The organism is Halomicrobium sp. HArcht1-1, from assembly GCF_058933285.1.
Genome location: NZ_JBZYDL010000001.1, coordinates 1454559 through 1477449, shown reverse-complemented (window position 1 = coordinate 1477449; position 22891 = coordinate 1454559). Strand labels below are relative to the sequence as shown.

The window sequence follows — 22891 nt, the reverse complement described above, 5'->3', positions numbered from 1 at the left end:
AACTGATCCGATCCGTCTACCCCAGCGGGGGGCCGACAGAGACCGGGGTGGGAGTGGGTACGTTGGATTCCAGACACGACAGCACTCGACGGGGAGCGCGAAGAGCCACCGAGAGAGGCCAGATTAGCTTCGACTTCCTGGTCGGGGTCAGCGTCTTCGTCCTCGCGGTCGTGTTCACGCTCACGATCGCACCGGGCGTGTTCAGTACGACGACGGCGGGCGAACAGGCGACACACGAACTGGAGTCACAGCGCGTCGCGGGCTGGGTGACCGGCGACGCACTCGGCCACGGAGAGACCACCAGCCAGGCGAACGCCTACTGTCTCGTGGCGCTGGTCGGCGGGCCGACGCCGACGGCTGGCTGTGGCTTCGGCGGCGGAACACTCCAGGACCGAGTCCCGATCGAGGGCACGACGAACGTCTCTGTCAGACAGGGCGGGAATCAGCAGTGCTGGGACGGCACTGACGAAGCCTTCGAAGACCAGTCGTCGGGCTGTTCGTGGCTGGCGGCAGGACCACAGTACAAGAACGCAGACACCGCCGGCGTCGCCAGGCGGACCGTCGCTGTCGGCGACCAACGACTGACGATCACGGTACACGTGTGGTAAGATGACCAGGGGACAGGTGTACACGCTGGAAGGGATCTTCGCCGCGCTCGTGATCGTCGTGAGCGTGTTCTTCGCGCTCCAGGCGACCACGGCGATGTCCGGAACCCCCAGCGGACAGGCGGCTGTCGAGGGCGAGGACGGGCTCACCAGGAGCACGCTCTCGGCCATCGACGATCGAACGCTCCGGAGCGCAGTGCTGTACTGGACGGACGAGGGCTTTTACTGTACGCCCAGCGACCAGGAGTACTACACGGGCAGTGCGGATCTCTCGACCTGTCCTCTCTCGACGGGGTCCGAGTACAGCGACGACCTCCCGACCAACGCGTTCGGGGCGGCGCTAGCGGAGGGGCTGGGCGATACGTACCAGTACAACGTCGTCTTGCGGTACGAGAGTGGCACCACGAAGACCCAGCAGATGGTCTATCAGGGCCAGCCCAGCGCAGGCGCGACGCGGGCACGTGCGAGCGTGCCGCTGGCGAACGACCACCAGTTCACCGCTGCCGACGGGACCCAGAGCGGGACGCGACTGTCCGACGAGCCGGGGCGGCTGTACGCACCGCCGACCGACGGCGACGCGAGCGACGACGACCTGTACACCGTCGTCTACGTGGAGGTGGTCGCGTGGCAGACGTAGACGAGCGGGGACAGATCCTGCTCATCGGAGCGGTCGTCATCGCCGTGATCGTCGTGGCGCTCTCCTTGCTTCTCACCAGCGGGCTCCACGCGGAGACGGCGACGCGAGACGCCGCCAGTGACGTGAGCGCCGACCAGACGCGGACGCTGCTCACCGAACTCCGGAGCGACGGAACCTGGCTCGTCCAGCGAGCCACGAGCGCCCATCCCAACGACGTGGGCGAGCAGGAGCGCTACGTCCAGGACAACGTGACGACGCTCGGCGAACAGTACCGACGCTACTACGCCCACAGCGACAGCGCCGTCACCGTCGAGTTCGACGGAATCGAAACCGGAACGACCGTCACCCAGTCGAGCGGGACCCTCGACTACGACACGGACGGCGACGGGACGCGAGAAGAAGACTGGACGGTCGCCAGTAACACCCGCGTCCGGAACGCGACCGTGACCGTCGACGGGGGCAGCGGGGCGACGACGGTCGTCTTCGACGACGGGGACACCTACGCCGTCGAAATCGACGCGGGAGGCACGGTCAGTGTCGACAGGCCGAGCGGAACGACGACGTGTACCGCCAGCGAGTCGACGTTCACGGTCGATCTCGGAAACGCGACGGTCGACGGCGAGGCCTGTCCCGCACTCGCGTTCGACCACGCCATTCAGGCCCCCTACGACGTGCGGATCGAGAACGGCGATCAGGTCACTGGCAGTTACCGTCTGACTGCCGACGGCAGCGCGACGGGACCGAACACGGCGACACAGCTCTACGCCGTCGACCTCTCTGTGACCCACCGAACCAGTAGAATCGATTACGAGGGCACCGTCAGCATCGCACCGGAGGAACTATGAGCGAACACCGCGCCGTCACGTCGGCCGTCGAGTTCGTGTTGACGCTCGCGATCGCCACGGCGCTGATGAGTGGCCTGATCGTCGCCGCGTCCGACACGGTCGAGCGCCAGAAGACGGCCACCGCACAGTCACAGATGGAGAGTGTCGGCCACCAGGTCGCGGGGACCATCGAGAGTGCCGACCGGCTCCATCGGACGGCGGCGACGACGACGCTCCGTCTCGAACGGGACCTGCCGCCCGCTCTCGTCCAGCGAGGCTACGCGATCGAGGTCACCGCGAGCGAAGTCGTCGTCACGTCGCCGCTGGTCGAACGACCCGTCAGTGTCGCCCTCGATAGCGACACACCGGTCGCCCAGACGACGACCAAGGGCGGCGATATCGCGGTTCGATACACCGGGACCCGACTGGAGGTCGTCGATGACTGATACGCGGGCAGTCAGCAACGTGCTCGGCTACGTGTTGCTGTTCTCGGTCGTCCTCCTGTCGATCACGGCGACGTTCACCTTCGGCATCGACGCGATCGGCGACGCCAGCGATCGAACGGTCCAGCAGAGCGGCCAGCACTCGATGCAGACGCTGGGTGACAGGATCGAGACGTTGCGCGAGTCCAACACCACCGTCCAGCAAGGCCAGTTGCGGGCCGGACGAGGAACGATCGGATACGGTGAACAGACGCGTGTGACCGTCAGCGTCGCCGGCTCGCCGGAGCTACAGACTGACTTCAGACCGATCCAGTACCGGTTCGACGGGACGACAGTGGCCTACGAGGCCGGAGGGCTCGTCCGGACCAGCGACGACGGCGGTGCGGTGCTCGTCGACGAACCGACGTTCGTCTTCGACGACGACGCCGTCATCCTCCCCATCGTCACGACCGAACCCGCGGCCCAGCGCCAGGTCAGCGGCGGAACGGTCACCACGACGTTCGAGCGTATCGCCAGCGAACAGGCGTATTTCGGCACGAGCGCGGCACCGGTCACACTCAGCATCGAGACGACCGAGGGTCGTGCTACGGTCTGGGAGCGGACACTCTCGGAGGCTGGAGCCACCTGTAGCCGACCCACACCAGATACAACAACGTGTACGTACACGCCCTCGAACGCCGACGCGACGATCGTCGTCCGCGAGTTCCGCGTCAACTACGAGTTCGAGGCGTGATACTACCGGCTGTACATCTGTGAACGATTTCGCCACCCCGGGGTGGCGAAGATCGTCACGAAGGTACAGCCGGCAGTATGAACCCGGGATCGATCTGAAGCGAGACGCGCTGGCAGGAACTCGGCATACGACTGGCGATCAGTCTCGCAGTTTCGTCACGAATCGTGGATCGCGCCACGAAGCGACAGCGCCAGGTTAGTCGTCTTCGACCGTCACTTCGCGGGTTTCGACCGTCAGGTAGGCCACGCGGCCGTCGTCACCGTTGCCACCGGGTGCCCGCGACGGCGAGTCGAGCAGCGCCTCGTCGAAGTGGATGGTGGCGTGTCGGCTAACATCGGTCGCTTCGCCGATGATAGCCCCGTAGATCTCGGCGTGATTCGTCAGCGTGATGTCCGTGCCGCCGGGACCGTGGACGACACCGGTGAACGACGGTTGCCCGTTGAAGTTGACTGTCTCGCTGGGCTTGACGAAGACCTGGAAGTTTTGACTTCGGTACGTCTCCGTAGTCCCCGTCGCATCTTTCGTCACGACTTCCGTATCACCCGTCATCTCGAAACCGCCACCGTTGTAGATCCGAACGGGGTTGTCGCCGTGGACCTCGATGCTGCCGTCGTTCAGGTACAGACTGGTTCCGCCAGCATTTGGTCCAGCGTACACGGTGATCGGTCCCGAAGACGTGTCGAAGATGAGCGTTTCGCTGTCGTACAGGTTGATCCCATCGGGGATGTAGTACTCGTTGCCACCCGCAGAGCCCGTGAGCGTACACGGGTCGCAGTTGTTGTAGCTCTCGATTTCGTCGATCGTCCCGTCTCCGGGATTGTCGTTGTCCCCGTCGTCGACGCTGTCTTTCGTGGCAGTGATCTCGCCAGCGACCGAGCCCAGCGTCGGCAGGTTCGGACTCCGCGGCGATGGCGGATTCGCGTTCTCATCTCGCGCCCCCTCGACTGTAACATCCGCTCCGCCAGCTTCTGTTATCTCCCCGCCAGCGACTAGGTCCCCGGTGATGTGGCTGTCATCACCCAGTTCGATGTCTCCCTGGACGTACATGTCTCCCTCGACACGCACGTCTCGAAAGTTGGTCACGCCACCGCCCACGTACACGTCGTCCTCGAAGCGTGCCCGTTTCCCGGGATTGTGGTTCTTGCCTTCGACGAAGAGATCGTCGGTCGTCGAAAACAGACCCTTGAACTGGGTGTTTCCGTTCACTTTGGTCTTGCTCCCCGATCCCGGCGTTCCTCCGGTAATCGTCTTGCCCTCGATGTGGGCACGTGGCGGTGCATTGTCGTTGCTGTCGAAGGTCGCGTGCTCTGCGACCACGAGGTCGCCGTCGATCCGTACGTGGTTGTTCGGATCGTAGCTCCCGTCGACGTACACCGGAGCGTTCGTCCCGCCGCCGGGCGACACCGGCGTCGTCGAGGAGTCGTAGCTGTCGATCAGCGCGTGGTTCGAGACCGACAGCTGTGGAATGTTCGTCGTGACGAGTGCCCCCGGCGCCGTCGGCGACACGTCAGGCGGGCCCTCCAGCGTGACGCGGGCGGCCTGCTGTCCGTCGCCGTCGAAGTCACCGGTGGTGACCGTGCCGCCCGTCCGCTGCTCGAAGAAGTCCGCCCACACTGGGTATGCGACGCTCTCGACGGTGATCTCGATCGAATCACCGTGCTCCAGCGGGTTCTCGAATCCGCCGGTCGGGAACCGACGGGTCGACGGCTCCGCCTGGCGAAGTTCGACGCCGTCGTCGAACGACCCTCGCGTGTTCGGCCCGTCGACGGCCAGTTCCGTGATCGAGAGGCGTAGCGTCGGCGCGCCGTTGCGATACTGGTACTGGACGTTCGGCGGCGAGACGACGGTCCCGGACTCACCGTCCGGGCCGACGCGGAACACGCCGCCGGCCTGGTAGACCAGCCGTTCGGAGTCGCCCTCGTACGTGACCGCGCCGACATTCCTGGTGATGGTCTCGGTCGCGCCCGAATCGGCGTCGGTCACGGAAACGGTGATCGTCCCCGACGATTCGTCCACTGTCGTGACGCCGCCGTCGCCGACGGCCGCCCCGACACCGGCGTCGGAATCCGCAAAAGAGACCTGCCGTGATCCGCCGCCGGGCTCGACCGACGCCGTCGCGGACTGCAACTCTCCCATCGACGTGACGGCGCTCTGGTCGACGACCGACGAACGGGCGTCCGCCAACGCACCGCTGCCGACGACGACGACCGACATCGAGACCGTGATGACGATCGCAAACAGTAACACGATGCCCAGTACGCTCGACTGTCCCCTCTCCACATCGGCGTCCCCCATAGATACAGTGGCTATAGTACGGTCAGCCATATAAAGAATCTTTTCCTCGGAAATAAACGTCCCAGCGACAGGACCAATCTGCTCCGCCGATCGAAAGTGGTAGTGCTGAAGAGGTTTCTCACAGCGCCGGCTGTAGGTCTATGGAGAACGACGAGACGCCTGCGTCACGAACGTGCTCACGACGCCGGAACCGTAGAATCGACGGGACCGAGCGAAGGCTTCGCAAGAGTCGGCGAGGAAATGACTAACGGAGCGAAACGATGAAAGGAAGTGGACTCGCCGGGATTTGAACCAGAGGAAGACGGTCGTATCGCTGCGCTCGGCGCTGCGACTTCCAGGGGTTCAAATCCGGGCATCGGCGACGATTCGCGCTGCTCGCGAGTTTGCTCGCAGCGCAAGAATCATGGACTCGCCGGGATTTGAACCCGGGGCCTTCCCCGTGCCAGGGGGATGATCTACCACTGATCTACGAGCCCTCGCATCGTTTCGTACCGGGTGGATTTTCTTAAACCCATCGAAGGGATCGGACCGTGGGTCACGGTGTCGTCCGCCGTCGTCGAGCGTGTCGTGTCTCCATTTTGACTGTTCGGCCACAATAGATAAGGCGGGCAACAGCCTCCCTCCACCAGAGTCAGCGCGGTTTCGGGTCACAGTATGCGGGGTCACACACGCGGACAGACGACGTTGGATTTCGCGTTCGGCATGAGTCTCTTCCTCGCCGTCGTGTTGTTCGTCTTCCTGTTCGTGCCCGGCGTAGTCGAGCCGTTCACCGCAGGGGCACAGGAGGAGACCGTCGCCGTCGACAGAGTGGCCGACGATCTCTCGCGGGCGACGCTGGGCAGCGCAAAGCGTCCGAAGGTCCTGAACGCCACGTGTACGGCGGCGTTTTTCGACAATCGCTCGGAGAGTGGCTGTCACTTCGCGGGCGAGACGACGAACGAGCGGCTGGGGCTAGACGACCGCCAGCGGGTCAACGTCACGGTGACGCGAAACGGGACGACGGCCCGCGAGGGGGCGAGTCCGCTGTGCTGGGACGCAGACGCCGCGGCGCTGCGGGACCAGAGCGACTGCGAGAGTGGCGACGTGTCTCTCCAGGCGGGCGAGCCGACGACGGCCGACGTGGACGAGTCGGTGACCGCGCGTCGAGTGGTGTCGCTGCATCGCGAGGTCGTCACGCTGGAGGTCGTACTGTGGTGAGTCCGGAACGCGGGCAGGCCCACACGCTCGAAGCGGTGATCGCGGGGCTACTGCTGTTGAGCAGCGTCGTCTTCGCGATGCAGATGACGGCGGTGACGCCGCTGTCGGCCAGTACGTCGAGCCAGCACATCGAGAACCAGCAGCGTTCAGTCACGCAGGGCGTGCTCGCGACGGCGGCCGACCGGGGCGCGCTCTCGACGAGCGTCCGGTACTGGAACGACACCGACGGCCGGTTCCACGGCGCACCCGACATCGGGTTCTACACGAACGAGCCGCCGGACACGACCTTCGGGCGGATCTTGGAGCGGACCCTCGACGAGCGCAGCATCTCGTACAACGTCTACCTCCGGTACCGCAGGCAGAGCGGCGGGATCGCCACCCGGCGGATGATCTACCGCGGTCGGCCGAGCGACAACGCGGTGTCGGCCGCACGGACCGTGACGCTCAGGCCGGACGATCCGCTGATGGAACCGGACGAGACCGCCAACGAGTCGGTGACCGTCGGTTCGGCGAGTCGCTATCCCGTCCAGCAGGTCGGCACGTCGGTGTACAACGTGGTCCGCGTGGAGGTGGTCGCGTGGCGGATCTGAGCCGCCTGGGTCGCCGCTGTCGCTCGCTGGGCGAGGACCGCGCACAGGTCATTCTGGTGGCGGCCTTCGTGATGGCGGTCACGTTCGTCATGCTGGCGCTGGTCGTCAACTCGGCGATCTTCACGGAGAACCTCGCCAGTCGCGGCGAAACGGCGGGCAGCGACGACGCGTTGCTGGTGCGCCAGTCGGTCGAGCAGTCGACCGGCCACGCGATCGAGTACGCGAACACGCACAACGCCAGCGACACGACGACGCTGGCGACGAGCCTCGACGAGAGCGTCTCGACGCTCTCGGCGCTGTCGGGAGAACACCACGCCTCGGGCGGGAAGGTGGTCAGCGTCGCGGGACCGACCGACATCGAGAACGGAACCAGAATCAGGGACGATGCACCCGGCGGCTCCTCGTTCGAAAACGCGAGCGAGGGTGGCGCGACGAGTGTCGACTGGCGCGTCGCCCACGGGGTCGCGGAGACACGCGCCTACAGGATGAACGTGAGCGGCGTCAACCGCACGGGCAACTTCGGCGGCCCGGCCGACCAGTTCCGTGTGCGGATCGAGGACAGCGCGGGCGCGACCTGGATCATGAACGTCACCCACGACACCGCAGACGGGACGTACAAGATCGGCGTCGAGGACGGTACCGGACGACAGGGGGTCTGCGCGGTCGACGACGGGGTCGACTACTTCCACGTCGATCTGACGGCGGGGCTCGTCGACGGGACACCGTGTCCGGCACTGTCGTTCGGCGAGGGCGTGTCGGAGCCCTACGAGATCGCCTACGAGGAGGGCGACGAGGTGACGGGCAACTACTCGCTGATCGTCGGCGAGGACGCCACCAGCAACGGGAACCTGCCGTCGTCGTCGACCGGCGACGATCCGTACGCGACGCCCGCCATCTACGCCGCGAACGTCACGTACCGCTACGACGGGGCGAAGTTGCGCTACGAGACGACGATCCGGGTCGCACCGGGTGAGCCGACGTGAACGATCGCGCCGTCTCCTCGACGTTCAGCTACGTGCTCAGCCTCGCGATCGCGACCATGCTGGTGACGGGGCTGCTCGTCGCGTCCGGCAGCTTCGTCGAGGACCGCCAGCGACAGGTCGTCAGATCCGAGCTGCAGGTGATCGGCCAGCAGGTGTCGGCCGACATCGCACGCGCGGACAGGCTCGTCAGAGCCAGTGACGATCCGGCCGATGCGACGGTGCGGATCGAGCAGCAGTTCCCCGCCCGAATCACGGGCACGACCTACCGGCTCGAACTCGTGGCGACGCCGTCGCCGACGATCCGCCTGCGGTCGAGCAGTCCCGAGGTTCGTGTCACGGTAGGCGTCCAGAACAGGACGGCACTCAGCAACTCGTCGGCCGACGGCGGAACGGTCGTCGTCGGCTACGACGGCAGCGCTCTGGGGGTGCGCAATGACTGATCGCGCGGTCAGCGAGGTGCTCGGGTTCGCCCTCGTGTTCGGGATGGTCGTCGCCTCGGTCGCGATCATCTCGGTCAGCGGACTGGGAACCCTCCAGGACGTGCGGGATGCCGAGCAGACGAACAACGCACAGCGGGCCTTCGACGTGCTGGCGGACAACATGGCCGACATCCACCAGCGGGGGGCCCCGAGCCGAGCGACCGAAGTCAGTCTCGGCAGCGCACAGCTGTACACGGGCGAAAACGTGACGATCAACGTGACCGCGATCGACCGCGACACCGCCGACGGGAACGAGAGCGTCGAGCGGTCGGTCAGGCCGATCGTCTACGAGGGCGACGGAGCGCAACGGCTCGTCTACGAGGGTGGCGCGGTATTTCAGGTCTCCCGTGACGGCGGCTTCACCTCCGTCGAACCGCCGCTGGTGGTCCGAGACGGCCGTGTGCTCGTTCCGATCGTCCAGACGCGGACCGAGCGCGTCCGGAGCGTCGCCGGGTCGACAGTCCTGGTGCGCGCGAACCAGCAGTCCTCGGCCGTCGCCGTCGCCGGTACCGGCGGGCAGTTCGAGAACGTCAGCGTGACCGTCACGTCGCCGCGGTGGGAGCTCTGGCAGCAGTCCTTCGAGCAGACCGCACTCTCAGCGTGTGCGCCCGATCCGGGCGCGGGCAGCGTGACGTGCTACCTGGAGCCGGGGACATCGCCGGATCGACTGTACGTTCCCGTCCACGAGATCGATCTGACGATCGATCTGTGACGACCGAGGGGATCGTGCTGTCGGCTGGCCATCTGTGACCGATTTCACCATCCAGGGGCGGCGAATATCGTCACGACGTGACAGCCAACGGTATCAGTCGCGAGCCTCGATCTCGATCTCCGAGACGTGGAGGTAGGTCAGCCGGACGATGTTCTCGGCCGGCGGGACGGCGTTGACCCGCTTTAGCGATCGGTCGTAGTGGACCTGTCCGCCGTTGTCCATCGTGACGGTGCCGGTGACGACACCGCCGTAGATGCTCCCTTTCTCGATCGAGAACGAGCTACTGCCGAGCGTGCCGCCGGGCGCGAAGACGACGCCCTCGAACAGGTGGGTGTCACCGGCGGTGCCGTCGATCCGTCCCTGGAAGTCGTCGCGACCGTAGAGCCAGAACTGCGAGGCGTTCTGCCCCTCGTCGACGTCGATCTGGCCGCCGCTTCCCTCGATCGAGAAGTGGTGGTCCGACGCCGTCGTCGCCTGCCCGTCGACGTACAGGCGGACCGTCCCGTTTCCGACGACGTGGATGCGGCCGTCGTTCTTCAGCTGGACGTAGTCACGGATCGCGATACTGATCCGCCCGTCGCGTCCGGTGTCCAGCGTCAGCGTCTCGCCGTCGAGAACGAGTCGATCGAGGTGGTACTCGCCGGCCGAGAGCGTCTGGTCGCCGTCGTCGAGCGTCGTCCCCGAGATTGCACTCGTGTCACCGTTGTCGTTGTCCTCGGTCGCGTTCTCGTATCGCCGCTCGATGACGGCGTCGACCGGACCGATCCCGTCGACACCCGAGAGCTGTTCGATCGAGCCGTCGACACCGCCGCTGCCGGTGACCTTGATGTCGTCGGTGTAGCCGGCGTCTCGGGTCACTACACCGCCCCCTTTGACGGTCACTTTGCCCCCCGACGCCAGCGAGCCGTTGACCTGGCTGTTGCCCTTGACCGTCACGTCGCCGGCCGTCCGGATCGAGCCGTCGTGTGTCTTCGTGTCGGCGTACAGCCCGGTCCCTTTCGAGGAGTTGTAGCTGTCAGTTCGGGTCTGATCGCCGCTCCCCGCCAGTACGATCTCGCCGCCCGCCGACGTGGCCGCGACGGCGTTCGTGACGGTCTGTGGCCCGGCCGGGACGACGAGTGTCACCGTCGCCGTCTCGTTCGCGTGGTCGAGCGTGGCGTCGCCGTCCGTGCGCTCTTCGAAGAACTGGCCCCACGCCCGGTAGTACTCACTCTTGACGGTCACGTTGACGCGGCCGCCGTCCAGCGGGTTCACCCACTGCTCGTCGGCCGAGGCGTTCGGAAAGTGTTGCGTCGAGCGCCCGCCCGGCCGAACCGCGATCCGCCCGTCGAGCGACTCCTCGCCGGAGACGGTCACCAGCGGGAGCGTCAGCGTCGCGTCCCGGTAGTGAAACTCCGGTGGTGAGACCATCAGCGACCCCCCGTTGCCGTCCGTCTTCCAGACGCCCCCGCCCTGGTACGCGACCGAGCGGCCGTCGTTCTCGTAGGCGATCGAGCCGAGCGTCGCGTTCATCACCGTCTTCGTGGAGTCGTTGGACGTGTTCGTCACCGCGACGGTCATCCACCCCGCGTCGTCTCGGAGCCGATAGGCAGCCCCGTCCGTCCTCGACAGCGAGAGTTCCTGTCCGCCGGCACTCCCCAGCGCGACCATCGCGACGTTCGAGTCCAGTTGCGTCAGGCCCTTCTCGGCGCGCTCGACGTCCATCGTCTCGCGGGTGTCCGACAGCGACTGGGCACCCAGCGTCACGACGGCCAGCGAGCCGGCGACGACCATCGAGAGGACGAGAACGACGGCGATCGGCGAGGACTGCCCGCGCCGGCCGAGGCCCCGGTACATACCGTCACGGATGCGACTGGAGGGAATAAGGCGCGCGACCGTTCGAACCGTTTAGGACCGTTCAAACGGTTATCGCCGGTGATATTCGAGCGGGAGAGGAATCGCTCGGGCCGGCCCGTCGCCGTCGACAGAGCGTCGCCGGCCGCAGTAGAAACGGTTTTACGCGCCGAGTGGGGAGAGTACGTCGGGAACAGCACGACCGCAAATCTGACCCGCCACGCGGTTGCGTGGCTTCGAGATTGCGGCCGTGTCCGGTGTTTCGACACCACACGCTCGCGCTGCGAGTAGCACGTAGCGGTCTGTGCCGTTCCAACCTAACAATGGCACGAATGCACACACGACGCCGCGGCTCGTCCGACTCGGACAAGCCCGTGGCAGACGAACCGCCGGAGTGGAGCGACGTAGACGAAGACGCGATCGAGGAGCGAGTCGTCGAGCTCGCAGAGCAGGGCCACTCGCCCAGCGAGATCGGCCTCAAGCTCCGCGACGAGGGCGTCCAGGGGACGCCGATCCCGGACGTCTCGCTCGCGACGGGCAAGAAGGTCACCGAGATCCTCGAAGAGAACGACGCGACCGACGAACTGCCCGAGGACCTCCGGAACCTGATGAAGAAGGCCGTCCGCCTGCGAGAGCACATGGACGAGAACCCGGGCGACCACCAGAACAAGCGCGCGCTCCAGAACAACCAGTCGAAGATCCGCCGTCTCGTCGACTACTACCGCGGCGACGAGATCGACGCGGACTTCACCTACAGCTACGAGCGAGCGAAGGAACTGCTCGAGTAATCGATGTCCACAGCCGGTCGCGATCAGGCGTCCGCCACGCCGCCCAGTGACCTCGCCGGCACGCTCGACGGGGCCGACTTCGTTCGGCTCGTCGCACGCGCCGACGGTGACGGACTGGCAGCGACGGGACTCCTCGCACGCGCTCTCACGGCGCGAGAGACGCCATTCCAGGCGTCGATCGCGCGAACGGGCGAGGCGGGAGCCCGGACGACGGACGCCGACGTCACGGTCAGCGTCGGTGCCGACGGCGTCGACGCGACCGCGACGCTCGCGGACGAGCCACTGAGCACCGCGGCCGTCGAGACGGTGCGGGCGCTGGGCACCGAGCCCGATCTGGCGCTCGCGCTGGCCGGCGCGACCGTCGCCGATGGCGACTCCGACGGGGCCACGCTGGCCGAGGCCGGCGGGTTCGAGCGCCGCCCCGGCGTCGCCGTCCCGGTGAGCGAGTACGTCGACGGGCTCGCACACTCGACGCTGTTGCACGCGCCGTTCTCCGGCGAGCGCGCGGCCGTCGAGGAGGCGATCGAGGCGCTGAGTTCCGAGGCCGACACGGACCGACACCGTCGCGTCGCCTCGCTGGTCGCGCTGGCGATCGCGGGCGACGAGACCGCCAACGATCGGGCCACCGAGGCGATCGAGCGGGCGCTGCACCCCTACGTCGGCGGCCCGTTCGAGACGATCGGCGGCTACGGCGACGTGCTGGATGCCGTCGCACGCGAACGGCCCGGACTCGGCGTCGCGCTCGCGCTCGGCCACGACGGCGTGCGCGAGCAGGCACTCGACGTCTGGCGGACCCACGCGAGTCGGGCCCACACCGGCATCCGGACCGCGTCGACCCAGCGCTACGACGGCCTGTTCGTCGTCCGGGGCGACGCGATGCCAGTCGAGACGGTCGCCCGACTCGTCGCGCGGTTTCGCTCGCCCGAGCCGGTGACGCTGGTCGTCGCCGGCGACAGGGCCGCGGTTCGTGGAACCGACGACCGATCCGTCGCGCCCGCGCTCGACGCCGCGACGACCGCCGTCGGCGGAACCGCGACCCGCACGAACGCGCGGTTCGAGGGCGACACCGACGACCTCGTCGAGCAGGTCCGGGAGGCACTATGAGAGAAGCGACGATCCGGACGGCCCACGGCGACGACGCCACGGCCGAACGGATCGCCAGCGCGCTCCGCCCGGACAACACCGACGAGATGGCCACGCGCGTCGACGGCGACGAGATCGTGACCACGATCGACCGCGAGACGACCGGCGGACTCCACTCGACAGTCGACGACTACGTCGTCAACCTCCGCGTCGCAGCACAGCTTGCCGACCAACACACAACACACACATCATGAGCGAACGATCCGTATCCCGACAGAAGCAGCAAAAGCGGTGGTACACCGTGCTCGCTCCCGAGCAGTTCGACCGGGAGGAACTCGGTGAGACCACGGCAGACGAGGCAGAGAAGGTGCTCGGACGCACCATCCAGACAACGCTGGGCGATCTGAAAGACGACGCCAGCGAGAACAACACGAAGCTGACCTTCAAGATCAACGAGGTCGCTTCCGACTCCGCGTACACGGAGTTCATCAAGCACGAGCTGACCCGCGACTACCTGCGGTCGCTCGTCCGCCGAGGCTCCTCGAAGGTCGAGGCCTTCATCACCGTGCTGACGACGGACGACTACCGCGTCCAGATCCAGCCGGTCGCGCTGACGACCAAGAAGGCCGACGCCTCCCAGGAGAAGGCGATCCGCCGTCAGATGATCGACATCGTCGAGGAGACGGCCGAAGACCGCAGCTTCGAGCAGCTCGTCGACTCCATCGTCGAGGGGCGACTCTCCTCTGCACTGTACAGCGAGTGCAAGGACATCTACCCGCTTCGCCGGGTCGAGATCCAGAAGACGACGATGGAAGCCCGTCCCGAGGAAGTCGCAGCCGAAGAAGAGACCTCGGTCGACGTCGAGGAGTAACTGCGCTTTCGCCGCGTTTTTTCGACGCAACCCTCGTAGCAGCCGGCTAATCGCTGGTAGACGGAGCCCAACGAAGGGGCCGTCGGCAGAACCACGCCCCAATGAGTCACCTCGAACAGAGGCGGTCGAGCTACGAGTACCGGCCCGTCGAGCCGACCGACGTACAGGGGTTTCTCGACCTCCACGAGACGGTCTGGGGACACGAGCGGCGAGCGGCGTGGTTCCGCTGGCGGTTCGGAGAGAACCCGTACGTCGACGAGATTCCGATGGTCGTCGCCGAGTGCGACGGCGAGGTCGTCGGTGCCGAGCCCTGTCTGACGTTCAGAGTGCGGCTCGGCGAGGAGACGGTGCTGGCCTTCCAGCCGGCCGACTGGGTCGTCCACCCGGACCATCGCGAGCGCGGGGTCTTCACCGGAATGACCGAACGGTTGCTCGAACGGTACAGCGACGGCCCCGCACAACTGTACTTCAACTTCCCGACGGCCGCCCTCGTTCCGGGCCTAGAGTCGTTCGACTGGACGCTCAGGGACGGGCCACGCACCCACTACCGGATCCAGAACCCCCAGCGGCTCGTCCGTCACGACTCGGGCTCCAAGCGGGAGTTCCGATCGATCGCGTCCCGCCACCTCGGCCGGCTGGCGACGCCCCTGGCCCGGGGCTATCTCTCCGTCCGGGACCGACTCCGCCGCGACGGGGCGAGGGTTGCCGTCGAGCGACACCACGGCGTTCCCGCCGACCTGCTCGCCGGACTGAGCGACGGCGAGAGACGGGACCCCGTCCACGTGGTCAGAGACGCCGACTACTACCGGTGGCGCTTCGCGAACCCCCGCTGGGAGACGACGACGTACGTCGCCCGGCGCGACCAGAGAGCCGTGGCAGCCTGCGTCGTCTGTCGAGAGCGGCGCGGCGGCATCCTGACGACTGCCGTCCTCGATACGGTGCCACGCGGGAGCGCGGTCGCGCCGGAGGTCTTCGAGGCGCTGCTGACGCCGATCGTCGCCGACGCGGCCGACTCGGACGTCGTCAAGGTCGGCGAGGGACCGATCCCGTCGTCCGTCCTCGACGCGTTCGGCTTCCGGGCGAGTGACGCGTTCCCGCTGTCGATGCTTTCCGACAGGTCCGTCCTCGCGGTGCGTCCGGCGCACCGCTCGGAGGACGGGCCGGTCGACGTTGCCGGCGTCGATCCGACCGAGCGAGAGTGGGAGCTGGCGCTGGCAGATCGGGACGTTGCCTGATACTGCCGGCTGTAACGTCGTGAAGATCTTCGCCACCCCGGGGTGGCGAAATCGGTCACAGATTTACAGCCGGTAGTATGAGACGGCGGTCACAGCGATGTCTCGGTGAGCGGCGAGGACACCGACGGAAGACGACGGCAGCGGTCCGGACGAGAGAACGAGCGGGGACCGTCTTCGTTACTCGACGACGACCGTTCCGATCATTCCGCCGCGCTCGTGTGGGATACAGAAGTAGCGGTACTGGCCGGCGACCTCGAAGGTGTGGCTGTACGTGTCCCCCTGATACAGCGAGCCGTCTGTCGCGTTCGTCCACCCGTCGCGGGCCGACGGTTCGTCGTCGAACCCGCCGGAAGCGAAGTAGTCTGCTCCGTCCGGAATGGCGTCCTCGTAGGCAGTCACGGAGTGGGCGTGAGAGCTCGTATTTCGCCAGACGACGGTGTCACCGGCGGCGACAGTGATCTCGGCGGGATCGAACGCGTTGCTCGTCATCCCGACGTCGTAGTCCCCTGACTCGGCGAGGCCACCGAGACACCCCGACAGTCCGACCGCACTCGCCCCGGCGACCGTTCGCAGGTAGGCGCGACGCTCCATAGCCCAAGTCGGGACTGGACGATCAAAGACGGCTCGGTTCCGGACGGCCTCGGTTCGGAACTGCAAAGTGGAGTCGCCGGGAGGCTGAGGTATGAAAGCGACCGCGAAGGCACACCCGATCCAGGGGATCGTCAAGTATCACGGGATGCGCGACGAGGAACTGCGCTTGCCCTACCACGACAGCATCAGCGTCTGTACGGCACCGAGCCACTCGAAGACGACCGCGGCGTTCGATCCGGAACTCGACGCCGACGAGTACGTCGTCGACGGCGAGGCAGTCGAGGGGCGCGGGGCCGAGCGCATCGCGGCCGTCGTCGACCACGTCCGCGAGCTGGCAGGGATCGACCACCGCGTGCGCTTCGAGTCGGCGAACTCCTTCCCGACGAACATCGGCTTTGGCTCCTCTGCCTCCGGGTTCGCGGCTGCGGCGATGGCACTCGTCGAGGCGGCGGGCCTCGACATGACTCGCCCCGAGGTGTCGACGGTCGCGCGTCGCGGTTCGTGCTCCGCCGCGCGGGCGGTGACGGGCGGGTTCTCCCACCTCAAGAACGGCATGAACGACGCGGACTGTCGCTCCGAGCGCATCGAGACCGAACTGGAAGACGAGCTTCGGGTCGTCGCCGGCATGGTCCCGTCCTACAAGGAGACGGAGGCGGCCCACGAGGAGGCCGCGGCGAGTCACATGTTCGAGAACCGGATGGCCCACATCCACGGCCAGATCGCCGAGGCACGCGACGCCATCGCGGGCGGCGAGTTCGACCGGACCTTCGAGCTGGCCGAACACGACTCGCTGTCCCTGGCCGCGACGACGATGACCGGGCCGGCGGGCTGGGTGTACTGGCAGCCCCGGACGATCGAGATCTTCAACGCCGTCCGCGAACTCCGAGCGGAGGACGTCCCGGTCTACTTCTCCGTCGACACCGGTGCGAGCGTCTACGTCAACACCACGGCGGAGTACGTCGACCGCGTCGAGGAGACGGTAGCCGACTGCGGCGTCGACACCCGAGTCTGGGAGGTCGGCGGCCCCGCGCGGATTCTCGACGACTCCGAGGCGCTGTTCTGAGACGGCCGACCACGAATCGGCGACCGATTTCGCTACACCGAGGTCGCGAATCCGTTCGCGAAGCGACAGTTCGGCCGGAGCGACGGCGCTTCCGTCGCCGATACCGACGCATAAATGCATCCACGGACCGTACGCCACAGCTATGTCCGACCGGATCGTCGGCGAGCTTCAGGACCAGGCGACCGTCGAGGAACGGGTGGCATCGGGCGCGACGACCGACTGGGTTGTCGATCACTGGACCACGTTCCGTGATGGCCTCCTCGGCGAGCGAAACGGCACGCCGTTCCCGTGCTTTTTCGGGGCCGAATCGGTGGCCAACGGAGACCCGCTGTACACCGCGGTCCCGTCGATGACCGACAAGGACGCGTTGCTGGATCTGGGCCGGACCCTCCTGCAGTATCTGGACACGTACCAGGAACACAGCGACCGCGCGTCACTCGTCGCGTTCTTCAAGCCGCCCGAGCGCAAACTCACGGAGGCCCAGTACCACGAGGCGCTGTGGAACATCCTGCAGTTCCTGCACGTCCACGATCCAGCGCCCTGGCCCGAAGACATCCCGACCGAGCCGGACGATCCCCACTGGGAGTTTTCCTTCGGCGGCGAGCCGATCTTCCCGACCTGCCGGGCACCCTTCTACGACACCCGAAAGAGCCGGTACTGCCCGGTCGGACTGGAGATCACCTTCCAGCCGCGGGCACTCTTCGAGGACATGGGCGTGACCGCCGACACCGAGGCCGGCGAACACGCCCGGGAGATAATCCAGGACCGACTCGAAGGGTACGACGGCGTCTGTCCGCACGCAGATCTCGGGGACTGGGGCGTCGAAGGGGATCGAGAGTGGCCACAGTACATGCTCTCGGAGGACGAACGACAGGCACCGAGCGAGTGCCCGATCGCGACCAGCCGCGAGCACCCCAAGTCGACGCGGCTGCTGGACGCTCGCGAGGGCGTGGGCCACCCCAACTGAGACGATGGCGGAGACACCGGTCCTGGTGCTGATCGACTTTCAGCAGGGGTTCGACGAACCCGGATGGGGAACGCGCAACAACCCCGACGCCGAGGCGAACGCAGCACGACTCCTCGCGACGTGGCGGTCGCGTGACCAGCCCATCGTCCACGTCCGACACGACTCGACAGAGCCCGACTCGCCGCTCCGGGGAGACGCGCCCGGGTTCGACTACAAGCCCGAACTCGCCCCCGCCGACGGTGAGGCGACGTTCCGCAAGCAGGTCAACGGTGCGTTCGTCGACACCGGTCTGGAGGCGTGGCTCCGCGAACGAGGCCACGAGTCGATCGTCGTCTGTGGGCTGACGACCGACCACTGCGTGTCGACGACCGTCCGGATGGGCGAGAACCGAGGGTTCGAGGTGTTCGTCGTGGCAGACGCGACGGCGACGTTCGACCGGACGCTGGAAGACGAGCAGTTCGACGCGGCACTCGTTCACCGAACGGCGCTGGCACACCTCGACGGGGAGTTCGCCACCGTCCTCTCGACGGCGGCGGCCGTCGACCGCTGGTGACTGGTGCGGTATGTGATACCATAGCAACCATTAAGCGCCCGCTCCACCAAGCGGGGGTATGGAGACAGTCGAGCGACCGACGTTCGAGTCTGATACCAGTCGCCGCATCTACGAGTACGTCGAGCGCCACGGCACCGCGAAGCGACACATTCTGCTGGAGCAAAGCGACGCGTCGGCGGAATCGTTCGGCGAACACCTCGACGAACTGAAAGAGCGAGGCTACCTCAGCGAGGACGGCGGGACGATCCGCGTCGCGCTGGACGTGGGAGCAGTCGAGGAGTACGAGACCGGCGATCTGTCGGTGACGATCCGGCCGGCCCGCCACGAGGACTTCGACGGCCTCGTCCGGACGATCCGGGACGTCACCGACGAGGAGACCTACGTCGTCGCCGAGACCGTCGCCGAGGAACTGCTCTACGAGGACACCGTCAACCGCCACACGACCGTCGAGTCTCGCGTGTTCTTCGTCGCGACGGTTGACGGCGAGGTCGTCGGGTGGACCCACCTGGACCTGCCGCAACTGGACTCGCTGGCCGGGACCGCCCAGCAGACCGTCGGCGTCGCCAGTGACTATCGAGGACGGGGCATCGGCAGCGAACTCCTCCAGCGGGGCCTCTCCTGGGCCGAGGCCAACGGCTACCGGAAGGTGTACAACAGCCTCCCGATGACGAACGACCGGGCCATCGAGTTCCTCACCCACCACGGCTGGGACACCGAGGCCATCCGCCGGAACCACTACACGATCGACGACGAGCAGGTCGACGAAGTGATGCTGTCGACGACGATGTAGCGGCCAACGTTGATACGACGGCGCGCCCAACCGACGGTATGCGCGTCGCCGTCCTGGGTGCTGGCTACGCCGGCCTCACACTCGCCCGGAAGCTCGAATCGTCGCTGCCCGAATCGGTCGACCTCGTCGTCGTCGACGAGTCCGAGACCCACGTCGTCCAGCACGAACTCCACCGCGTCGTTCGTCGGCCCGCAGTCGAGGACGAGATCTCGATCCCGCTGACCGACCTGCTGGACTGCGAGGTCCGGCAGGCGACGGTCACGGACGTGGACCCCGAGGCGGGCGTCGCTCGACTGGACGGTGCCTCGGACCTCGACTACGACGTGGGTGCGATCTGTCTCGGTGCCGAGACGGCGTTCTACGACATCGCGGGACTCCGAGAGCACGCCACGCCGCTGAAGCGCCTCGAACACGCCCGTGAGATCCGCGAACGGTACTTGGACGTGCTCGACGAGGGTGGGCGCGTCGTCGTCGGCGGTGCCGGCCTCTCGGGGGTGCAGGTCGCTGGCGAACTCGCGGCGATGGCGCGGGAACACGGAGACGAGACAGCCGACGACGAGGGGGCAGACGGCGGAGACGCCGAGATCCTCCTGCTCGAACAGCTCGACAGCGTCGCGCCGAGCTTTCCCGAGGCGTTCCAGCGGGCCGTCGCCGATCAGCTCGGCCAGCGCGGCGTCGAGATCCGCACGAACGCGACCGTCGAAGCCGTCAACGGAGAGACGATCACGGTCGCCCAAGGGGAGGATCTGTCGTACGAGCAGCTCGTCTGGACCGGTGGACTGCAGGGACCCGCTGCGCTGGACGACGAGCGACCGGTCGTCAGGAGCGACCTGCGGCTCACGGGCGACACGTTCGCTGTCGGCGACGCGGCGAGGGTCGTCGACACGGACGGCGAGCCGGTCCCGGCGAGTGCGCAGGCGGCGATCCGAGAGGCCGGGGTCGCAGCGGAGAACGTCACGACACTGGTCGAGCATCGGCTGTCCGGGGCCGGCGGCTTCGAGCCTCGGCTGGCTCGCTACACGTTCGACTCGCTCGGGTGGCTCGTCAGCGTCGGCGACGGCGCGGTCGCACAGGTCGGGGACGGCGTCCTGACCGGCCGGGCGGCGCTCGCGCTCAAGACCTCCGTGGGCGCGGGCTATCTCGGCAGCGTCGGCGCGGTCGAGAACGCCGTCGAACTGGTCCAGTCGGAACTCGGGCTGGCAGTCGACGATGTGGACGACGCGGGCGATCCCGAGGCGGTCGACACAGAGCCCTGAACGGCGAAACCGGAGGGCACTTACCACCGACGGGCCCACCACAGTGCATGCGCATCGCCGACCGCCAGCAGGTCGAGGGCGGGCGCGAGCGGCTGACGCTCGTCCCCGAGACGCTCGACGATCTGTGGCACCTGACGTACGTGATCGAGCCGGGCGACCGCGTCGCGGGCGACACCACCCGGCGGATCCAGCGCGACGACGATCAGTTGCGCGACAAGGGTGGGGAGCGCGAGCCGATGTGGATCGCGGTCGCTGTCACCGACGTAGAGTTCGCGAAGTTCGCCAATCGGCTGCGCGTCGGCGGGACGATCGTCGACTGCTCGCTGGAGGACCAGCTGGACTTCCACCACACGTTCAACGTGGAGGAACACGACGAGATCGAGGTCGAGAAGGTCTGGAAGCCCGACCAGATCGACCGCGTCGAGGAGGCGACCGAGGCGACCGACCAGCCCGACGTGGCGATCGCCACCGTCGAGGAAGGGGAAGCACACGTCCACACCGTCGCCCAGTACGGCACCGAGTCGCGCGCGTCGATCACCTCGACGACGGGGAAGGGCGACTACGCTCGACCGCGAGAGGAGCTGTTCGCGGAGCTTTCGGACGTGCTCCGGCGGATGGACGTGGACGCCTACATCCTCGCCGGCCCCGGCTTCACCAAGCAGGACGCGCTCAAGTACATCCAGGACGAGCACCCGGATCTGGCAGCGGAGATCACGACCGTCGACACCAGCGCCGTCGGCGACCGCGGTGTCCACGAGGTGCTCAAGCGCGGTGCGGTCGAGGACGTCCAGGAGCGGACCCGTATCGCGGAGGAAGCCGAGCTGATCGACGAGCTGATGGAACGCATCGCGACGGGCGCGAAGGTCGCGTACGGCCCCGACGCGGTCGCCGAAGCCGCCGAGTTCGGCGCGATCGAGGAACTGCTGGTGCTCGACGAGCGACTCCGCGAGGAGCGAGGCGAGGAAAGCGAGTGGGACGTGGACGTCGACGAGATCGTCACGACGACAGAACAGAAAGGCGGCGACGTGACCGTCTTCTCCCACGAGTTCGATCCCGGTCAACAGCTCCGTAATCTGGGCGGCGTGGCCGCGCTACTGCGGTATCGGCTACAGTAGAGAGCGAACGGGGCGAAACGGTTTTCATTGGCGACATCTATCTTCAGGTACTGACAGTTCAGCTACCGACCGGAGCCAGTCACCAGAATGTCATTCGAGAATCAGACGGACTTCGCCAGGCAGGTCGCCGATCTCAACAAGTACGGACAGGCGTTGAACCGCTGTGAGAGCGTCGAGGAGGTCGTTTCGATGACGCTGGAAGCGATGTCACTGCTGTTCGACGCCGCCGACAACACGTTCGTGGAAGTGCGAAACGACGATCTGCAGGTCGTCCACAGCACGAATCCGGCGTTGTCGGTCGGTGAAGCGCCGACGAGCGTGGCGCGGCGGGCCTACGAGTCCAGAACGACCGAGGTAGCGAGCGGTGCGGACGCTCGTGTCGCTGCCGACACGGAGACGACCGCGGCGCTGGCCGTCCCGGCGACGATCGTCGACGAGGTGACGGCGGTGCTCGTGATGCGCTCGACGAGTCGGTCCGAGTTCGACGACGCGGTCGTGCGCCCGATGGAGATTCTGGCGTCTCACGCCGCGACGGCGATCAGCAACATCCGATCGCGGGAGCGACTCGAACGGGCCAGACAGGACCTGGAGACGAAAAAGGAGATGATCGAGCTGTACGACCGGCTGTTGCGCCACGACCTGGGCAACGACCTGCAGGTGATCACCGGGTTCTCCGAGGTCCTCGCCGACAAGACCGACGGCGAGACCGCCGCCTACGCCGAGCGGATCAACGAGGCCGCACACAGCTCTGCCGACCTGATCCAGCGGGTCGGGAACCTCGTCTCGACGCTGGAAGAAGAGGAGGAACCGGAACCGAGAGACGTCGCACCCATACTCGAACGGACCGTCAGCGAGGCCGAGACCGGCTACGACGAGTTGACCGTCGAGTTCGACAAGGCAGCCTTCGAGGAGACGGTGTACGCCGGAGATCTGCTCGGATCGGTGTTCACGAACATTCTCACGAACGCCGTCGTCCACAACGACGGAGAGATCACGGTCCGGACGAGCGTCGAGACGAGCGTCGACGACGTGGTGGTCTGCTTTGCCGACGACGGAGCGGGCATCGACCCGTCGGTCCGCGACGAGCTGTTCGAGATGGGCGAGAAAGGCCCAGACAGCAGCGGCAGCGGGTTCGGCCTCGGCTTCGTCCGTGCCCTGACAGAGTCCTACGGCGGCGACGTGACCGTCACCGAGAGCGATGCCGGCGGCGCGGAGTTCCGCGTTCGGCTTCAGCGTGCCTGATACGGC

Annotated in this window: 25 protein-coding genes and 1 tRNA gene; 22 read left to right on the top strand and 4 right to left on the bottom strand. The window is 66.8% G+C overall.

Annotated elements, in window-relative coordinates:
* Nucleotides 1–62: 62 nt before the first annotated feature.
* The 5 genes from AC5FRZ_RS07830 to AC5FRZ_RS07810 are packed head-to-tail and all read left to right on the top strand — an operon-like array spanning nt 63 to nt 3242.
* Nucleotides 63–608, top strand: a complete 546-nt coding sequence (locus AC5FRZ_RS07830) for a DUF7287 family protein (protein ID WP_493564310.1) — start codon at nt 63–65, stop codon at nt 606–608.
* Nucleotide 609: 1 nt separating this feature from the next.
* Nucleotides 610–1242 (top strand): DUF7288 family protein, encoded by a 633-nt coding sequence (locus AC5FRZ_RS07825; RefSeq protein ID WP_493564309.1) that lies wholly within the window; start codon nt 610–612, stop codon nt 1240–1242.
* Complete coding sequence (locus AC5FRZ_RS07820; protein ID WP_170094138.1) at nt 1230–2087, top strand: DUF7261 family protein; 858 nt, start codon at nt 1230–1232, stop codon at nt 2085–2087. The genes AC5FRZ_RS07825 and AC5FRZ_RS07820 overlap by 13 nt, the downstream gene beginning before the upstream one ends.
* Entirely contained in the window at nt 2084–2512 is a 429-nt protein-coding gene (locus AC5FRZ_RS07815) for a DUF7266 family protein (protein WP_493564308.1), read from the top strand. The genes AC5FRZ_RS07820 and AC5FRZ_RS07815 overlap by 4 nt, the downstream gene beginning before the upstream one ends.
* Nucleotides 2505–3242, top strand: coding sequence for a DUF7289 family protein (locus AC5FRZ_RS07810; RefSeq protein WP_170094136.1), 738 nt, complete (start codon nt 2505–2507; stop codon nt 3240–3242). The genes AC5FRZ_RS07815 and AC5FRZ_RS07810 overlap by 8 nt, the downstream gene beginning before the upstream one ends.
* Before the next feature lie 195 nt (nt 3243–3437).
* On the opposite strand, the gene AC5FRZ_RS07805 is transcribed toward AC5FRZ_RS07810, so the two are convergent.
* Both AC5FRZ_RS07805 and AC5FRZ_RS07800 read right to left on the bottom strand, forming a co-directional pair.
* Nucleotides 3438–5537, bottom strand: coding sequence for a DUF7289 family protein (locus AC5FRZ_RS07805; RefSeq protein ID WP_493564307.1), 2100 nt, complete (start codon nt 5535–5537; stop codon nt 3438–3440).
* A 404-nt stretch (nt 5538–5941) separates the two neighbouring features.
* Nucleotides 5942–6013 (bottom strand) — tRNA-Ala (locus AC5FRZ_RS07800).
* Nucleotides 6014–6239: 226 nt separating this feature from the next.
* On the opposite strand from AC5FRZ_RS07800, the gene AC5FRZ_RS07795 reads away from it, so the two are divergent.
* Genes AC5FRZ_RS07795 through AC5FRZ_RS07775 form a run of 5 tightly spaced genes read left to right on the top strand, consistent with a single transcriptional unit; the run spans nt 6240 to nt 9498 of the window.
* Entirely contained in the window at nt 6240–6734 is a 495-nt protein-coding gene (locus tag AC5FRZ_RS07795; RefSeq protein ID WP_372479082.1) for a DUF7287 family protein, read from the top strand.
* Complete coding sequence (locus AC5FRZ_RS07790) at nt 6731–7324, top strand: DUF7288 family protein (protein WP_170094130.1); 594 nt, start codon at nt 6731–6733, stop codon at nt 7322–7324. The genes AC5FRZ_RS07795 and AC5FRZ_RS07790 overlap by 4 nt, the downstream gene beginning before the upstream one ends.
* Nucleotides 7312–8307, top strand: a complete 996-nt coding sequence (locus AC5FRZ_RS07785) for a DUF7261 family protein (protein WP_493564306.1) — start codon at nt 7312–7314, stop codon at nt 8305–8307. The genes AC5FRZ_RS07790 and AC5FRZ_RS07785 overlap by 13 nt, the downstream gene beginning before the upstream one ends.
* Nucleotides 8304–8747, top strand: coding sequence for a DUF7266 family protein (locus tag AC5FRZ_RS07780; RefSeq protein ID WP_493564305.1), 444 nt, complete (start codon nt 8304–8306; stop codon nt 8745–8747). Before AC5FRZ_RS07785 ends, AC5FRZ_RS07780 begins: the two co-directional genes overlap by 4 nt.
* Entirely contained in the window at nt 8740–9498 is a 759-nt protein-coding gene (locus AC5FRZ_RS07775) for a DUF7289 family protein (protein WP_493564304.1), read from the top strand. Before AC5FRZ_RS07780 ends, AC5FRZ_RS07775 begins: the two co-directional genes overlap by 8 nt.
* A 93-nt stretch (nt 9499–9591) precedes the next feature.
* Here the strand turns inward: AC5FRZ_RS07775 and AC5FRZ_RS07770 are convergent, their stop codons facing one another.
* Nucleotides 9592–11334: a DUF7289 family protein gene (locus tag AC5FRZ_RS07770; protein WP_493564303.1), complete on the bottom strand. Its 1743-nt coding sequence runs from the start codon at nt 11332–11334 to the stop codon at nt 9592–9594.
* Between the two features lie 320 nt (nt 11335–11654).
* On the opposite strand from AC5FRZ_RS07770, the gene AC5FRZ_RS07765 reads away from it, so the two are divergent.
* The 5 genes from AC5FRZ_RS07765 (at nt 11655) to AC5FRZ_RS07745 (ending at nt 15308) form a co-directional block, all read left to right on the top strand.
* Nucleotides 11655–12119 carry a 30S ribosomal protein S15 gene (locus AC5FRZ_RS07765; RefSeq protein ID WP_170094125.1) on the top strand — a complete coding sequence of 155 codons (465 nt, stop codon included), beginning with the start codon at nt 11655–11657 and terminating at the stop codon, nt 12117–12119.
* 3 nt (nt 12120–12122) lie between these two features.
* The gene (locus AC5FRZ_RS07760) at nt 12123–13223 is read left to right on the top strand and encodes a hypothetical protein (RefSeq protein ID WP_170094124.1); all 1101 of its coding nucleotides are present in this window, start codon (nt 12123–12125) and stop codon (nt 13221–13223) included.
* Nucleotides 13220–13456 (top strand): KEOPS complex subunit Pcc1, encoded by a 237-nt coding sequence (locus tag AC5FRZ_RS07755; RefSeq protein WP_170094123.1) that lies wholly within the window; start codon nt 13220–13222, stop codon nt 13454–13456. The genes AC5FRZ_RS07760 and AC5FRZ_RS07755 overlap by 4 nt, the downstream gene beginning before the upstream one ends.
* A complete protein-coding gene (locus tag AC5FRZ_RS07750; protein ID WP_153553458.1) occupies nt 13453–14073 on the top strand; it encodes a 30S ribosomal protein S3ae in 621 nt (206 codons plus the stop codon). Before AC5FRZ_RS07755 ends, AC5FRZ_RS07750 begins: the two co-directional genes overlap by 4 nt.
* Nucleotides 14074–14174: 101 nt before the next feature.
* Nucleotides 14175–15308: a GNAT family N-acetyltransferase gene (locus AC5FRZ_RS07745; RefSeq protein ID WP_372479089.1), complete on the top strand. Its 1134-nt coding sequence runs from the start codon at nt 14175–14177 to the stop codon at nt 15306–15308.
* Nucleotides 15309–15485: 177 nt separating this feature from the next.
* Here AC5FRZ_RS07745 and AC5FRZ_RS07740 read toward each other — a convergent pair whose 3' ends face one another.
* Complete coding sequence (locus AC5FRZ_RS07740) at nt 15486–15899, bottom strand: plastocyanin/azurin family copper-binding protein (RefSeq protein ID WP_493564302.1); 414 nt, start codon at nt 15897–15899, stop codon at nt 15486–15488.
* 91 nt (nt 15900–15990) lie between these two features.
* On the opposite strand from AC5FRZ_RS07740, the gene mvaD reads away from it, so the two are divergent.
* From mvaD to AC5FRZ_RS07705, 7 genes are all read left to right on the top strand, one after another.
* The gene (mvaD, locus tag AC5FRZ_RS07735; protein ID WP_170094120.1) at nt 15991–16962 is read left to right on the top strand and encodes a phosphomevalonate decarboxylase MvaD; all 972 of its coding nucleotides are present in this window, start codon (nt 15991–15993) and stop codon (nt 16960–16962) included.
* Between the two features lie 142 nt (nt 16963–17104).
* Entirely contained in the window at nt 17105–17929 is an 825-nt protein-coding gene (locus AC5FRZ_RS07730; RefSeq protein WP_493564301.1) for a YqcI/YcgG family protein, read from the top strand.
* 4 nt (nt 17930–17933) lie between these two features.
* A complete protein-coding gene (locus tag AC5FRZ_RS07725) occupies nt 17934–18482 on the top strand; it encodes a cysteine hydrolase family protein (protein ID WP_208627878.1) in 549 nt (182 codons plus the stop codon).
* 58 nt (nt 18483–18540) lie between these two features.
* On the top strand, nt 18541–19272 hold the full coding sequence (locus AC5FRZ_RS07720; RefSeq protein ID WP_493564300.1) for a GNAT family N-acetyltransferase: 732 nt from the start codon (nt 18541–18543) through the stop codon (nt 19270–19272).
* Between the two features lie 38 nt (nt 19273–19310).
* Nucleotides 19311–20528, top strand: coding sequence for an NAD(P)/FAD-dependent oxidoreductase (locus AC5FRZ_RS07715; protein ID WP_493564299.1), 1218 nt, complete (start codon nt 19311–19313; stop codon nt 20526–20528).
* Nucleotides 20529–20575: 47 nt separating this feature from the next.
* Nucleotides 20576–21643: an mRNA surveillance protein pelota gene (locus AC5FRZ_RS07710; protein WP_493564298.1), complete on the top strand. Its 1068-nt coding sequence runs from the start codon at nt 20576–20578 to the stop codon at nt 21641–21643.
* A gap of 87 nt (nt 21644–21730) precedes the next feature.
* A complete protein-coding gene (locus AC5FRZ_RS07705) occupies nt 21731–22885 on the top strand; it encodes a sensor histidine kinase (RefSeq protein ID WP_372479097.1) in 1155 nt (384 codons plus the stop codon).
* The last annotated feature ends 6 nt before the right edge of the window (nt 22886–22891 follow it).